Origin of the sequence: Cytobacillus sp. Bva_UNVM-123, assembly GCF_046351715.2 — a bacterium.
Taxonomy (GTDB): domain Bacteria; phylum Bacillota; class Bacilli; order Bacillales; family Cytobacillaceae; genus Cytobacillus.
On sequence record NZ_CM177772.1, the window covers coordinates 2,544,710 to 2,559,588 of the forward strand.

General features: G+C 37.6%; 13 protein-coding genes and 1 pseudogene. 10 read left to right on the forward strand and 4 right to left on the reverse strand.

Going from position 1 to position 14,879, the window contains the following annotated elements:
* Positions 1–340: 340 nt before the first annotated feature.
* Complete coding sequence (locus KDN24_RS12720; RefSeq protein ID WP_409973886.1) at positions 341–1,297, reverse strand: DMT family transporter; 957 nt, start codon at positions 1,295–1,297, stop codon at positions 341–343.
* 113 nt (positions 1,298–1,410) lie between these two features.
* Between KDN24_RS12720 and KDN24_RS12725 the strand changes: the two genes are divergently transcribed.
* The 7 genes and pseudogenes from KDN24_RS12725 to KDN24_RS12755 all read left to right on the forward strand — a co-directional run bounded on the left by KDN24_RS12725 (position 1,411) and on the right by KDN24_RS12755 (position 8,954).
* Positions 1,411–2,823: an aminotransferase-like domain-containing protein gene (locus KDN24_RS12725; protein ID WP_409973885.1), complete on the forward strand. Its 1,413-nt coding sequence runs from the start codon at positions 1,411–1,413 to the stop codon at positions 2,821–2,823.
* A 389-nt stretch (positions 2,824–3,212) separates the two neighbouring features.
* Entirely contained in the window at positions 3,213–4,643 is a 1,431-nt protein-coding gene (locus tag KDN24_RS12730; RefSeq protein WP_409973884.1) for a serine hydrolase domain-containing protein, read from the forward strand.
* Positions 4,644–4,875: 232 nt separating this feature from the next.
* A pseudogene (locus KDN24_RS12735) lies at positions 4,876–5,207 on the forward strand (metal-sensitive transcriptional regulator).
* A 74-nt stretch (positions 5,208–5,281) separates the two neighbouring features.
* Entirely contained in the window at positions 5,282–5,488 is a 207-nt protein-coding gene (gene copZ / locus KDN24_RS12740; RefSeq protein ID WP_491348446.1) for a copper chaperone CopZ, read from the forward strand.
* 72 nt (positions 5,489–5,560) lie between these two features.
* Complete coding sequence (locus KDN24_RS12745; protein ID WP_409973882.1) at positions 5,561–7,993, forward strand: heavy metal translocating P-type ATPase; 2,433 nt, start codon at positions 5,561–5,563, stop codon at positions 7,991–7,993.
* Positions 7,994–8,040: 47 nt separating this feature from the next.
* Positions 8,041–8,658, forward strand: coding sequence for a nitrite reductase (locus KDN24_RS12750; protein ID WP_409973881.1), 618 nt, complete (start codon positions 8,041–8,043; stop codon positions 8,656–8,658).
* A gap of 68 nt (positions 8,659–8,726) precedes the next feature.
* Positions 8,727–8,954, forward strand: a complete 228-nt coding sequence (locus tag KDN24_RS12755) for a hypothetical protein (protein WP_491348482.1) — start codon at positions 8,727–8,729, stop codon at positions 8,952–8,954.
* On the opposite strand, the gene KDN24_RS12760 is transcribed toward KDN24_RS12755, so the two are convergent.
* Genes KDN24_RS12760 through KDN24_RS12770 form a run of 3 tightly spaced genes read right to left on the reverse strand, consistent with a single transcriptional unit; the run spans position 8,884 to position 11,350 of the window.
* Positions 8,884–9,897 (reverse strand): alpha/beta hydrolase family protein, encoded by a 1,014-nt coding sequence (locus KDN24_RS12760; RefSeq protein ID WP_409973880.1) that lies wholly within the window; start codon positions 9,895–9,897, stop codon positions 8,884–8,886. The genes KDN24_RS12755 and KDN24_RS12760 overlap by 71 nt on opposite strands.
* Before the next feature lie 30 nt (positions 9,898–9,927).
* Entirely contained in the window at positions 9,928–10,563 is a 636-nt protein-coding gene (locus tag KDN24_RS12765; protein ID WP_491348447.1) for a GNAT family N-acetyltransferase, read from the reverse strand.
* A complete protein-coding gene (locus KDN24_RS12770; RefSeq protein ID WP_409973878.1) occupies positions 10,538–11,350 on the reverse strand; it encodes a helix-turn-helix domain-containing protein in 813 nt (270 codons plus the stop codon). The genes KDN24_RS12765 and KDN24_RS12770 overlap by 26 nt, the downstream gene beginning before the upstream one ends.
* Before the next feature lie 315 nt (positions 11,351–11,665).
* Here KDN24_RS12770 and KDN24_RS12775 point away from each other — a divergent pair, with 315 nt between their 5' ends.
* The 3 genes from KDN24_RS12775 to speD all read left to right on the forward strand — a co-directional run bounded on the left by KDN24_RS12775 (position 11,666) and on the right by speD (position 14,819).
* The gene (locus KDN24_RS12775; protein ID WP_409973877.1) at positions 11,666–11,815 is read left to right on the forward strand and encodes a hypothetical protein; all 150 of its coding nucleotides are present in this window, start codon (positions 11,666–11,668) and stop codon (positions 11,813–11,815) included.
* 79 nt (positions 11,816–11,894) lie between these two features.
* Positions 11,895–12,695, forward strand: coding sequence for an aminoglycoside nucleotidyltransferase ANT(9) (locus tag KDN24_RS12780; protein WP_409973876.1), 801 nt, complete (start codon positions 11,895–11,897; stop codon positions 12,693–12,695).
* Between the two features lie 591 nt (positions 12,696–13,286).
* Entirely contained in the window at positions 13,287–14,819 is a 1,533-nt protein-coding gene (speD, locus tag KDN24_RS12785; RefSeq protein WP_409973875.1) for an adenosylmethionine decarboxylase, read from the forward strand.
* Positions 14,820–14,879 lie beyond the last annotated feature (60 nt).

The window sequence follows — 14,879 nt, forward strand, 5'->3', positions numbered from 1 at the left end:
CTAATCCTTCTTGTAGTGTCATAGCTTCGCTTGTTATACGAGATCATTGTCCCAACCAGCCTCAAACATGTTTCTACAAGTAGGGGGCGAACTGTTTTGCGGACGGGGTCTTAGCCCCACGGGCGCGAACGTTCTACCCCGGCTACCGTTATCATATATCGATATAAAAAATGGTCAACCAGAAATATTTTCTGGCTGACCTAATAATACGATCGGCGCGATTGTGGAAGAAGGAATGTCTCCAAAAATTGAGACATTCCTTTAGATTTTTAGAGTAAAACTTATTTTTAATTTGACTATCGACATGAAAGTGCCTACAAATTTGCGATTTTGTATTTAATTAGTACTTATTAGTACTTTGCAGGATATTTTCTTTTTTTTTAACATCCTGAAGAACAGTCTCCTTCCCCCAAAGCAGCTTCCGTAATGTTTCGAAATTGACTAAAATCGTTCCTACAATAATCGTCAAAGTACCTATGCCTGTTAGCCAAGAAATATATTCATGATAGAAGGTAACACCTAGTATAACGGCAATTACTGGTGAGATATACAGCCATGTAGATGGAAAAACAGGATTTGTTCTTGAGACAAGCCAATAATAAATGGTATGGCCGATCATTGAACCAAAAATAGTTAAGTAAAGAAGAGAGCCCATTGAAGCTGGACTTACTAAATATTCAAACTGAATGTTCTCGGTAAAAAATGATAAAACGATTAATAAAATCCCTCCATGCATCATTTGTGCTGCATTTAAAACAATTGGTGATGTCGTTTCAAAGATTCGAATGACATGCTTCGCATAAATCGTCCCAGATGCGTAAAAAACTTGACCGATTATAATGACGAAACAACCAACCGTCCATTTGGGACTAATATCAATTGAAAAACTAGGTAAGATTAAGAACGTGACACCAATGACTCCTACAACACAACCAATCAATGATTTTCGATTTCCCTTTTGCTTCAATATAAATGTCTGAATAACGATGATCATCATCGGAGCGGTGGCAGATAGAACAGCTGCTATCCCCGATGTTACATACTGTTCTGCCCAATATAAAGTCGCAAATGTCCCAAAGGTTAAACATACTCCTGTAAAAAACATCTCTTTTCGAATTAACAACCCTATTGTCGCTTTTTCTCTCCATACCATAAAACTAAATAGCAGCAAACCAGCAAGGAAAAAACGAAGACCAGCTGATAAAAATGGCGGCACTCCTGCATCAACACCAATTTTAATTGCTAAAAATGTTGTTCCAAAAATCAAACACATAAAGAAATAATTAATAATGACCATTTAAAACTCCTCCTCTTTTTCTATTATAAAAGGAAGGAAATAGAACAGATTGAAAAAGATAGAACAGTTTAGAATGGATCGTGGTAAAATTGTTTTGAATAGGAGGAATCGATGTGAGCAAAGCGATTCAAAATAGAGATTATCTTTTTAAGAAAGTATATGATTATGTATTGCACCGAATAGAGCGTAAAGAATGGCAAGAACATGAAAAGCTTCCCTCCGTCCGGAAATTAGCATTAGAAATGAATGTTCATCGATTAACTGTTTTAAAGGCTTATCAATTACTGAAACAACATAACTGGGTTTATGTTAAAGATAAAGCGGGCTATTTTGTCCAATCAAATGCGACGAAACATGTTGCCTATTTAGACAATCCAATTGTTTCTGCATATGTACAAAAAAATCATTTATCTGAAATCCATCAATCACCAGTTTCCTATCGTTTTTCTCAGGCGTTAATTGATCCGAATCTTTTGCCCAATCATTATTTTTCTGATTACGTGAAGAAAGTGTTTGATCTTTATCCAAAAGTACTTGCAACCTACTCAACTGTGCAAGGTGATTTAGAGCTGCGTGAAATGCTCGTTCAATATTTTATCAACCAATATAAAACTCATCTCAATGTGGATGATCTATTAATCACTTCTGGCTCACAGCAAGCGATTCACTTAATTGCTCAAACTTTTATTAAGCCAAGAGATGTTGTTTTATTTGAACGTCCAAGCTACAGTGCTGCAATTGATAGTTTTAGAGCACAAGGAGCACAGATAATAACGGTTGATATTCATCCAGATGGATACGATTTAAAGCAAGTTGAATTATATATGAAACAATATAAACCACGCCTATTTTATCTCAACCCAACATTTCATAACCCGACTGGCTATACTGTTTCAGTAGAGCAGCGCAAAAAATTAGTAGAATTGGCTGAACAATATCGCTGTCTATTAATTGAGGACGATGCCTATCACGACATCTATTTTGATCATGCCCCACCGTCTCCAATTTACACATTTGATACTGCTGGGGCAGTCATTTATATTCGAAGCTTTAGCAAATATATCTCACCTGGTTTACGAATTGCGTCTGTTATTTGTCAGTCATCATTAATGAATTCACTTATAACAGTAAAGTCGTTAGCTGATAATGGTTCACCACTTCTTAATCAAAAAGTTTTTCTCCATTACTTTTCATCACTAAGAATGCACCAGCACATGGAGAAAATCCGTATCGCTCTACAAATCCGAAAGGAAATCATGGAGGAAGAGCTAGCGGTAACTGGTTGGAAATGGACCAGTCCAAAAGGCGGTCTTAATTTATGGGTGCAGCTCCCAGATAAACTTCCAACTGAATTATTATTAACCAAAAGTATCGAACAATCTATATCCTTTGTGCCAGGTCAAGTATGTGATCCATTAAAACAACTATCATCCTGGATACGTTTAAGCTATTCTTACGCAAATGAAAAACAACTAAGTGAAGGGGTAAAAAGGTTTGTTGCAGTGGCACAATCTCTTCCTGAGTGAAGGGAGTGGCTTGGATAAAAGGTTTGCAGAGCTATCAGGACCGCTGGAACAAAGGCAGGTATTCGTGTAGAAAAAGGGTTTAACTGTATAATGATAATAAAGTTATTGAATTTTGATTAATAAAAGCTAAGAGCCTTACTACATTCTACGTAGCAAGGCTCTTTAAAGTTGTTTCAAATTACATCCATCTGTTTATATAATACTTAAAAAATGAATAATAAAGTTGTTTACTTCTTATTGAACTAACGCATCTGTTCGTTTAAGTGTAACTCTTCACAATTACTTGATATTATATAGGTGAATAGAAAGATAAATTAAAATTTAGTTTAGTAGTTGTAAAAGTAGGTTATTTATATTATTCTTTTATAATTTTTCAAAAAGGAGAGTTTATGAAAAAGACTATTGCTTTTGTATTAACGATATTCATATTATTCTCAGGGTTCGCAACACAAAGTTATGCGTTGTCAGATTCGAAATCTGCGGCAATACAAGCGTTGCTAGATGATGCCTGTCGTATATCAGGTGTGCCGGGAATGTCAATCTCAATACTTGCTGATGATGAAGTGTTCTACTTTTCTTCAGGGTATGCAGACCGTGAAAAGGGGTTGTCTGCAAGTGAAAATACACTCTATGAGTTGGCCTCGGTCAGTAAAGCTTTTACCGGTATGGGTATTATGCTATTGGAAGAGCAAGGGCTGCTCTCAATGACTGACCCTGTCCAAAAATATTTACCTTGGTTTACGTTAAAGTATCAAGGGAAACCTGTTGATATGCAAAGCCTTACATTAAATAACTTTCTTCACCATACCAGTGGTCTAACAAATATTAGGCATAAGGTTCAAAATATTCCACAAGGCAATACGCCGGATATGTTGCAAAAGACTGTGGAAATGCTCGTAGATGCTGAATTGGCGTTCCCTCCCGGTGAACAGTATAACTATGGAACCGTTAATTATGACGTATTGGGTTTGGTTATTGAGATTGTGTCGCGACAAAGCTATGAAGACTTTATGAGGGAACAGGTATTTCAGCCGTTAGGTCTTCACCAGACGTATGTTTATAAAGAAGATGCTCAAGCCACTGGACAGTTGGCACAGGGCTACCGTTCTTCCTTTTTTATGACAACTCCATTTAAAGCTCCGGATTATGCTGGGAATAAACCCGCAGGCTACATCATTTCTAATACAAAAGATATGGCGCGTTGGATGGGCATACAGATGGGTATCGTGCAGGACATACCCGAAATATTTCACACGGTTATCGAAAAATCACATAGGGGTGATATGTCTGTTTCGGCTGTCAACGATATGTATTATGCGGCAGGCTGGTTGGTAAACGCCGACCAAACGATTATAGAACACACTGGGGGCAATCCAAATTTCAGAACCGAAGTAGCCATACTGCTAAATGAACGAACAGCCATCAGCTTGCTGAGCAACGGCGCAAATACCAATATAAACCTGGTACTAAAAGTTAAAGATATATTAGACGGCAATCTAACTCAGTCATATGAAATAAGTGGCACACAGCTTTTGGATATCATTTTGTCGTCTATCACAATTATTCTTTGCCTATTGGCCGTTCTGCTATTTCTCTTAGGATTACGCAGAAGGAAAACGAATGAGTGGCAGCCAATGACAAAAAAGAGAATAATCGTAACAGTTATTTTCCTGATCGCTACGATTGCCCTGGGTATACTGTGCTGTGCTTTCGATTGGTCAACGATACTTATTTGGCAAACATATAGTGTTCTTACAGCTTTGATTTCGTCAGCATTATTAACAGCAAGCATTACATGGTTTGTATACACTCACCGATAAAATACCTCGCTCCCAAGATAAGCATAATGTTAAGTAATTAAATTTCAATTTATCGGTATGCTTAATTTGAAAAACATAAGACACTTCGGTGTCTTTTTTAATATCATCGACAATTTTCCCAGTCAAACCTAATTACTATTGCTTCACTAACCTGCTCCGAAAAAAATTATTTTGTCTATTTACATACCCAACAGGGGTATGGTAATATGTAATCAATATAGGAGGTGAGCCAATGGAAACCACAGTGAAAGAAGGAGCTTGCCATACAGAGGATGTTACTTCTTGCCGTAAAAGCCATCATCCAGAAAGTGTAAAGAAAGATTTAACCACTCGATTAAATCGTATTGAAGGCCAAATTCGAGGCATCAAAGGAATGATAGATAAAGACGTTTACTGTGATGATGTGTTACACAAATTTCTGCCACACAATCTGCCTTAAATAGTGTAGCAAAAATTCTTTTAGAAGGTCATCTTAAAGGGTGTGTCGTAGATCGCCTTTCAGAGGGTGATGTAGAAATTTTAAATGAATTAGTTTTAACCATTCATAAGTTAATTAAAAAATAAATTTTTTCAAATTACATATACCCCTACGGCGTATATGTAGCTAAATAATATTTTATTTAAAGGAGAGAAAAAATTTGAAAAATCTAACCTTAAACGTAAAAGGGATGTCATGTGGGCATTGTGTAAATTCAATTGAAGGTAGCGTTGGCCAATTAGAAGGTGTTAGTCAGGTAAATGTAAAAATAGAGGTTGCTCAAGTTGAAGTAACATTTAATGAATCGCAAGTATCCCTTGATAAAATTAAGGAAACGATTGAAGACCAAGGATATGAGGTAGATTAAGAGTGCTATAGTAGCACTCTCTCATTTTCAAATAAATATACCCCTTATGGGTATTTGAAAGGTGGAAAGTTCATGAGTTCAGCAGCAAAAAGTACAGTTTCCAAAGAAGCGAGTATTGGAATTACCGGAATGACTTGTGCAGCGTGTGCAACACGTATTGAAAAAGGGCTAAACAAAATGGAGGGTGTCGAACAAGCAGTTGTTAACTTAGCTCTTGAAAAGTCATCAATTAAATATGACCCTTCGAAACTAAGTGAAGCTGATTTTGAAAAGAAAATCGAAGCACTAGGATACGGTGTTGTCAAACAAAAAGCGGAATTTGAAATTACCGGAATGACATGTGCCGCATGTGCTACGCGCATAGAAAAAGGATTAAAAAGGATGGAAGGTGTTGCAAATGCGAACGTCAATTTAGCACTTGAAAAAGCAACGATTGAATTTAATCCTTCAGAGGTAGCGATTGCAGACATCATTGCAAAGGTAGAAAAGCTAGGTTACGGTGCACATCAAAAACAAGATGAAAAAGAACAAGTCGACCACCGTGAAAAGCACATTAAAGATCAACAACGTAAATTCATTATTTCAGCGATTTTATCGTTACCGTTATTGTGGACGATGGTCGGACACTTTTCCTTTACATCGTTTTTATATGTACCAGACATCTTAATGAATCCATGGTTCCAAATGTTATTGGCGACTCCAGTACAATTTATTATTGGGAAACAATTTTATGTAGGCGCCTATAAAGCACTACGCAATGGTAGTGCAAACATGGATGTGCTCGTTGCTATGGGTACTTCAGCAGCCTATTTTTATAGTGTATATCAAGCGATTGTTACAGCTGGAACACACCATGGTCCACATCTATATTTTGAAACCAGTGCGGTGCTGATTACACTTATTCTTTTAGGTAAATTATTTGAAGTAAGAGCAAAAGGTCGTTCATCTGAAGCGATAAAAAAATTAATGGGGCTTCAGGCAAAAACAGCTATCGTCGTACGTGATGGTGTTGAAAAAGAAGTACCGTTAGAAGAAGTAATAATAGGTGACACGATTTTAGTGAGACCAGGTGAGAAAATACCTGTTGATGGTGAAGTAGTAGATGGAACAACGTCTGTTGATGAATCGATGTTAACAGGTGAAAGTTTACCAGTGGATAAAACAGCAGGTGATGTATTATACGGCTCAACCATTAACAAAAATGGTTTCATCAAAATGACAGCAACAAAGGTTGGACGTGACACAGCGTTAGCCCAAATTATTAAAGTAGTAGAAGATGCACAAGGCTCAAAAGCACCGATCCAACGGATGGCGGATCAAATTTCAGGCATTTTTGTACCTATCGTAGTAGGGATTGCTATCATTGCCTTCCTAGTATGGATAATATTTGTTCAACCAGGTGAGTTTACACCAGCACTTGAAGTGTTAATTGCCATACTTGTGATTGCTTGTCCATGTGCACTTGGTTTAGCGACACCAACTTCCATTATGGCAGGGAGCGGTCGTGCTGCAGAATTTGGTATTTTGTTCAAAGGTGGCGAACACTTAGAACAAACTCAAGGTATTGACACAGTAGTAGTCGATAAAACAGGTACTGTCACACATGGTAAACCTGTCCTAACGGATGTTTTAGCAGTAGCTGGTCAAGACGAAACGAAATTTTTATCACTGATCGGTGCGGCGGAAAAACAATCAGAGCACCCATTAGCAGAAGCTATCGTTCAAGGCATTCAAGGCAAAGGCATTGAACTAGGTGATGTCCAATTCTTCGAAGCGATCCCAGGTTATGGGGTGCAAGCGACAGTTTCTGGTCAAGGGGTTGTCATTGGAACACGGAAACTCATGCAGCAATATGGGATCGATATACAATCTGTTCTTCCAGTGATGGAAGAATTAGAGCGCAATGGCAAAACAGCAATGCTAACAGGGATTAACGGACATTATGCAGGGCTTGTCGCTGTAGCAGATACCATTAAAGATACTTCTAAGGAAGCTGTACACCGATTACAAGAAATGGGCATTAAAGTGATTATGATGACAGGTGATAATGAACGTACAGCCCAAGCAATTGGTAAAGAGGTAGGCGTTGATGACGTTATTGCGGAAGTGCTTCCTGAAGGGAAAGCAGAAGAAGTGAAAAAACTGCAACAACAGGGTAAAAAAGTGGCAATGGTCGGAGACGGGATTAATGACGCACCGGCATTAGCTACAGCAGATATTGGGATGGCCATTGGTACAGGGACAGATGTTGCCATGGAAGCTGCGGATATTACACTGATTCGAGGGGACCTAAACAGTATTGCCGATGCGATTTTAATGAGTCGCAAAACGATGCGTAATATTAAACAAAACTTATTCTGGGCATTTGCCTATAATACGATTGGAATTCCAATTGCTGCAATAGGATTACTTGCACCATGGGTAGCTGGCGCAGCAATGGCATTTAGTTCCGTGTCGGTCGTGTTGAACGCTTTGCGTTTACAAAGAGTGAAATTAGAAAAATAAGGTAAATTAAATCGATATAAAATGATGAGAAGGATGTGAAACTTGATATGAATCAAAATGAAAGAATGGTAAAACTCGCTATTAACGGTGGAATATCATTTGGTTCAAGACTAAATGCCAAACAATTGGCCGTCATTGCAGAGCACTTGAATGATGGTGATGAACTTGAGTTAACCACCTTCCAACAACTCTATATAGAAATCCCAGAAGCCAAAAAAGAAGATATTATAGAAGAATTTCAAAATGTTGGATTAGCATGTTATCCAGTTGGAAACTTCGTAAAAAGCTTGAGAACCTGTAATTTTTGCAAAGGAGAAGAAGAGGAAGGAATGCCGGTAGCAAAAGAATTAAATCGCCGTATTGCTGGAAGAGCTGTTCCCTTTACCTTAAAAGTTGCCTATACAGGTTGTCCCATTGGTTGCGGTGAACCCATGTTAAGCGACATAGGTGTTATGAAAATTAGAGACCATTATAATTTATATGTTGGTGGAAAAGCGAAAGGGAAAGACGCCGAGGTTGGTACTTTGCTAAAGGAGAATTTAACGCCAGAAGAATTGTTTGAAACTGTAGAAAAGATAATCGAAGCCTATTCACAAATGGGTAAAAAGCGCGAAACATTTTATAAATTTTTAAAACGGATAGGTAGAGATGATTTAATAAGTTAATATAAATCTAAATCTCTGTATATTGATGAAGAAATTATCTTAAAAAGCATGACATCTCACTTGTATTGATGGATAAAAAGCAATGGGTGTTATTAGATAATGATGAGAAAGAACTTTTTCGTTGTAAGCAGGAGCTTCATAAAAGCAAAGTAAGTGTTGCGTTTATAAAACATAAAAGTCGGTTTTTCTACAGGAAGAATAACCGACTTTTTATCATTCATTTCACTAGCGATTATGGGTGTTTAGGAAGATTCTTAAAAATTGTTCCATTTCATCTAAATATTCTGGTACCGTAATCTTCCTAGGCTTGAAAATACTTATCATCAAAGATCGAAACTCTGAATCTGCCGTTTTCGTGCTCATCATCCTATGTTCCGTGTCAGGGAAGACGGTTACTGTCAATAATTCCGGAGGTACGATACGGCGGTAAACTTGCTCCGTCTCTTTCGAATCCACATTTATATCTTTGTCTCCTAAAAGCAACAGCACAGGAGAACGGAAAAGGGGAAGATCATCGGTTACATCTGACAAAAAGTTTTTGTTGACAAAAATCCACCGTTCTTTTGACATCGCTTCTTTTTCGCCAACTAGTTTCAAATATTCGTCATAAGACGCATTTTTCCTTAAAAGTTTCCTTACTTCTCTGCCATTTTCCACTGTTTGCTCAATGTCTACTTCTGCATAACCATCATGTTGCATTTGCATACGCGTGTTGTACTCCCCTTGACGCAACCAGTTAATGGCAGGTCCTACGAGTATACTAAATGCAAGCGGTTCTTTTCCCGCCAGTTTTGGAATAACCCATCCAGCTTGGCTTGCTCCCCACGTTCCTATTTTTGTCGTGTCAATCATCGGCTGCGCTTTTGCCCAAGCGATTGCTTGGCGCGCTTCCTCCACGCGATCATCGATACTCTGATTCAGCCAACTTCCTTCCGAACCGTTAATGCCTCGCTTGTTTAGCGATAAGGAAGCATATCCAGCAGAAGCTATCCGTTCCCAGATGTGTCTGTAACCACCATCAAGAGTCGAATCTACGGGGCCGTCTCCATGTATGAACAACACTAACCCCACTTTTCCTGTGTAATTTTTAGGAAGTATCAATGTACCGGTCAATTTGCCTTCAGCCGTCTGGATTTCAACAGCTTTCTCAACCATGTCATAGCTGTGTTGCTTAAAAATATAAAGTCCAGTACCGCTAAATAGGATGATCATAATGGCAATCGTTATTTTCTTTTTCATCTTATTTCTCCTCGTGAGTACGATTTTCGTTTATTTTAATCTCTGGACCATAAAGTACCAATTCAATTCATTGAATAGAAAATGATGTATTATACTATTTTTTTTGGAATAAGTACGGAATGATAACTTCTCGTACAAATGCTTGGCCCGTTGGTTTTTACCTGAGACATGCAAGCTTAGTATATCTAGGCTTGGCTCTCCTTGAACAAACTGCTTCGCCCATTCAAACAGCAATTTTCCGACACCCTTACTTCGATGATCTGGATGGACAACAGCGTCAGCAATATAACATTCCCCAGCTCGCGGTTTACGGTCTAAAAAAGATAACCCGATTAACATTTTAAGAAAATTCCATTTTCCAAAGTTGCTAGAGCTTTTCCAATTCCATGGAAGAAGACTTTGCTTTTCTCTTTTCGTGTTTGATTTTTCATTCCATATAATAGACAAAGTTCCTATCACTTCTCCCTCTTGCAGGGCGACCATTCTTTGGTTTCCCGCTTTGGTGGGGAAATGGTCGAACAACCGTTCAAAAAAGAGAGCAAGATCGTCATCCTTCATGTTCGTAAGGTGTTGAAATTTCCCGCGAAAACCGTGAACAAGCAATCGACCAACTTGCGGGTTGTACTTTGCTTGCATTGGTTCAACCGTTATGGGTGCCGTAGTCATGATTATTACCTCCTTCAGAAGTTACATCCGTCTCAATTAAGGCTTGTAGCTCGTAATGCAGCTTGTTGTTGCTAAATAGGGATAAATACGATTTCTCAATGAGAATGAGTGGGCCAGAAATGACATAAGACTGTGTAGCAGCATAGTCATAAAACTGTTCAATAAGATGTTCAAGCTCATTTTCTTCATTGATTAGGCTTTGCATAGAAAGGTAACTCCCTTCAGGTAAGGAAAAGTCGCTAGGCACTTGCGTTTCTGTGTATAATCTAATGGTGCCTGAACCATCGTAAATATAATGAATGTCCGATTCGAATAAGTTTGGAACACGTTTCGCCTGTTTAACCAACAGCTTTGCATCAAGCTTCGTACTCGAATCCATTTCAATCCAACATGCAAAATGGGTGATGTCTCGACGCTTTATTTGATATTGTCGGGGTTGTATGCTCAAGTTCTGTTGTTCAAGCAATATTTTTTTAATGAACTGCTGAAGCTGTTTGAGTCGCATCAAATCCTCTTCTATTTCTCGTAAAGAACGCTGAAAAAGCTGTCGATATTGGTCTGCAGAGAAAGAAGTCATACATCCTTTAATGGAATGAACAGGGACTCCAAGTTTTCGAAGCATCAGAATCTGTGCTAGCTGGTATACTTGCTCGATGCCGTACATTCTATACTGATTGTTATCTGTGTAAGCAGGCTCAAGTACACCTTTCTCTTCAAAATAACGAATTTGGTGAACAGACACGTTCATAAGCTTAGCTAATTCGCTAATTGTAATTTCACTCTTCATAACATTCACTCCTAAGGATAAAGTGGGAATATCTCAAAGATATACCTTTGGTCAGACCTAGGGTCAAGTGTTTTGTAAAAAAATTTTGGTTAAACTAGATTATTTAATTGTTATGATAGGTAAGTGCGGTTGAACTGTCACGGTAATAGAAGTGATACAATATTTTCAAATTGACACTGTTCCTAAACTGATTGCCAGGTGAAAAGTGATACTCCTAAACTATCACCGTAGATAGATTAGTAAGTAGTAAGCACTAATACGGTGACTTTTGAGTGATTATGGTAAAATTGTATAAATTTGTTGGGAGGATATTGCATGACTATTAAATGGGATGAAATTACATTTGATAATGTAAGTAATTTAGAAAATGCTCTAAAAATTTTTGATCGAGCATTTCCTGTTGAAGTAAGAGAATCACATGATATTTTCTTAAAAAGCTTAACAAATGGCGTTGACTTATCATAAAAAAATAAAGAAACTAAAAAATCGTACAACGCTAATATTATAGTTATATTTAGATTTGTGAGGAGAGGAGTTTTAGTTGATGAGCGATTTGAGTAACGAAAAAATACAAAAGCAAGCGATGCAAGCATTAAAAATCGTAGAGGAGTTGCTTGGAAGTTCGATAGTCGGGGTATATCTATTTGGTTCTGCAGTAAATGGTGGCTTACGCATTAACAGTGACGTAGATGTTCTAGTGGTCGTGAATCATAGTTTACCTGAAATATCTCGAAAAAAACTAACGGACAGACTCATGCTTATATCTGGAAAGATAGGAAATACAGATTCTGTGAGACCACTTGAAGTCACGGTTATAAACCATTGCGATGTTGTACCTTGGCGATATCCACCAAGAATTGAATTTATCTATGGTGAGTGGCTCAGGAGTGAGTTTGAGAAAGGACAAATCCAAGAACCAACCTCTGATCCTGATTTGGCTATTGTTTTAGCGCAAGCGAGAAAGAATAGCATTTCTCTATTCGGTCCTGAGGCTTCAGATATACTTGACCCCGTTCCGATGACAGATATTCGAAGAGCGATTAAGGAGTCTTTGCAAGGATTGATTGAGGGTATCAAGGGTGATGAGCGTAATGTAATTTTAACCTTGGCTCGAATGTGGCAGACAGTGTCTATCGGTGAAATTTCTCCAAAAGATGTGGCTGCAAAATGGGCTTTACCTCGGTTGCCCAAAGAATACTCGACTTTACTAGATTTAGCAAGAAAAGCCTATCGAGGAGAGTATATTGATAAGTGGGAAGGACTGGATTCCGAGGTAACAGCACTCGTTAATCATATGAAAAACGCTATAGAATCTTGTCTTAACCAAACCCAGGTAAAGCCATAACAATACAATGGAAATTTTGTACACATTTTATAGAACTATATATCATTAATGAGATATTTCAGAATCCTCAAACGGAAATAAAGGGAAAGGTGTTTTAATGAACGGATGAAACCACCTACTAAGTGATCCAGGTTGCATAATACATATAGGGTATACTACTTAATTTAATAAACGTACCCGTTTGCTAGATTTTTTCATAAAACAAGCACTAAATGGTCATTTATTCGCTTGAAATAATTGTCTGTTATTCTGGATCGCCAATTAATACATTTTCGAGCAAATATTACACTATCAACTTAAGATTTCCGAAATACTTGACAAACTTTTATACTAATTATATAGTAGGAGTAATATTTTATTAAAGGGTGAACTTTTTGTTAATTGTAGAATTCTAATCTAATCAACGTTATAGCCTAATTTTGTTAAACAAACCACCTATATAGTGGTGTTATTTGTTATGCAAAAAAAGCAAGATTAGAATTAGTTAGCTTCTTATACTTTTGGCGCGACTAATTTTAGTCGCGCTTTTTCTATTCGTTGATTTAGACAATTTTAATTTTTACTTATTAAAATTGAAAGGACGAATCTACAATGCAAAAACAATTACAACAAATGACAGCTGATATGCAGCTTGAAGAACATTATCACACATTAGAAAAGGCTCTACTTGATTTATATTTCCATAAAAATTGCACAACTAAATCTTTAGCTCATACGACAGACTTACCAATACCTATCGTTTCAGCAATGAAGAAAGAATTTGCCAAGCGAGGATGGGGCAAACATAGCTTAACGAAAAAGGGTCAACTTGCTATCTCGCAATATTTTCAACTCTCAGGTGCTGATACTAAACTCTACCTTCAATTAACGACTGATGATGCATTTCGTACGGAATGGATTACACAAAATATAAGCGAATTAAGCACGATTTATGACGCTAGACCTACAGCTGACGTAGCAATTGATCAAGCAAAATGTACAGTTGAGACAGCCTTAAAACGTGCATTGCTCGCACTAGACTATACGATGCTACTCAATAAGCGCATTTTGTGTTTAGGCGATGATGATTTCATCAGTATTGCACTAGCGTTTTTACTAAAGAAAATCGCTCCTCATTCCACAACTAAAATTGTTGTGTTAGATATTGATAGGCGAATTTTATATACGATTAACAAAATAGCTGAGGACTATGAGCTTCCGATTAAAACAGATTATTATAACGTTCAGGAGCCTTTGCCTAAAACATACGCCCATCAGTTTGATTGCGTATACACAGATACACCGTATACCTTGATTGGCGCACAGCTTTTTTTATCACGTGCAATTAACTCACTTAAGCCAGAAGCAATGCGGCATGTGTTTTTTTCCTACGCTAAACGTAGCTATCAAAAGCAGTGGCAACTACAACAAAGCTTATCTGCTATGGGCTTCGTTATTGACAGTATTAAATACGACATAAACACCTATGAAGGTGCGCAGATTTTAGGCGCTACCAGTCAATTATTCGTATTACAAACAACAGAGCAAATGACTCCCTATATTCCTAATCAACGTAAATTTACGCAACCAATTTACACAGGAGAAATTGAGCGGAAATCTGTCGTTTATCAGTGTACCGATTGTCAGCACTCCATTACAGTCGGCGTTGGACATCAATACACCACGATTGCTCAACTTCAATCCAGTGGTTGCCCGAGTTGTAAAAATAAAAAGTTTTCACAAATTAAGAGAACAGTAGAAAAGTCACAATCCCAGCATACATTAGGGCATCATATTTTATTAGAGTTGCATGATTGCGATGTTGAATTACTTAATGACGTGCAACAAATTAAAACGATTATGTGTCAAGCTGCCCTTAAAGCAAAGGCAACGATTGTGACCGAACATTTCCATCATTTTTCACCCTACGGGGTTAGCGGTGTAGTCATTATTCAAGAATCACATTTAACGATTCATTCGTGGCCAGAGTACGGTTATGCGGCAATAGATGTTTTCACTTGTAACAGTAAATTAGCTCTACAAGAGGCTGTTCAATATATTATTGAGCAATTTAATGCAGAAAATGTCACACAGCATTACATGCGTCGGGGTAAAAAAAATGGAGGGGCTCACATAAGTCCTTAAAATGAAACAGGAAAAGAAAAACAACTTATTTTCTTTTCCTGTTTTTGTATATTTACTTGA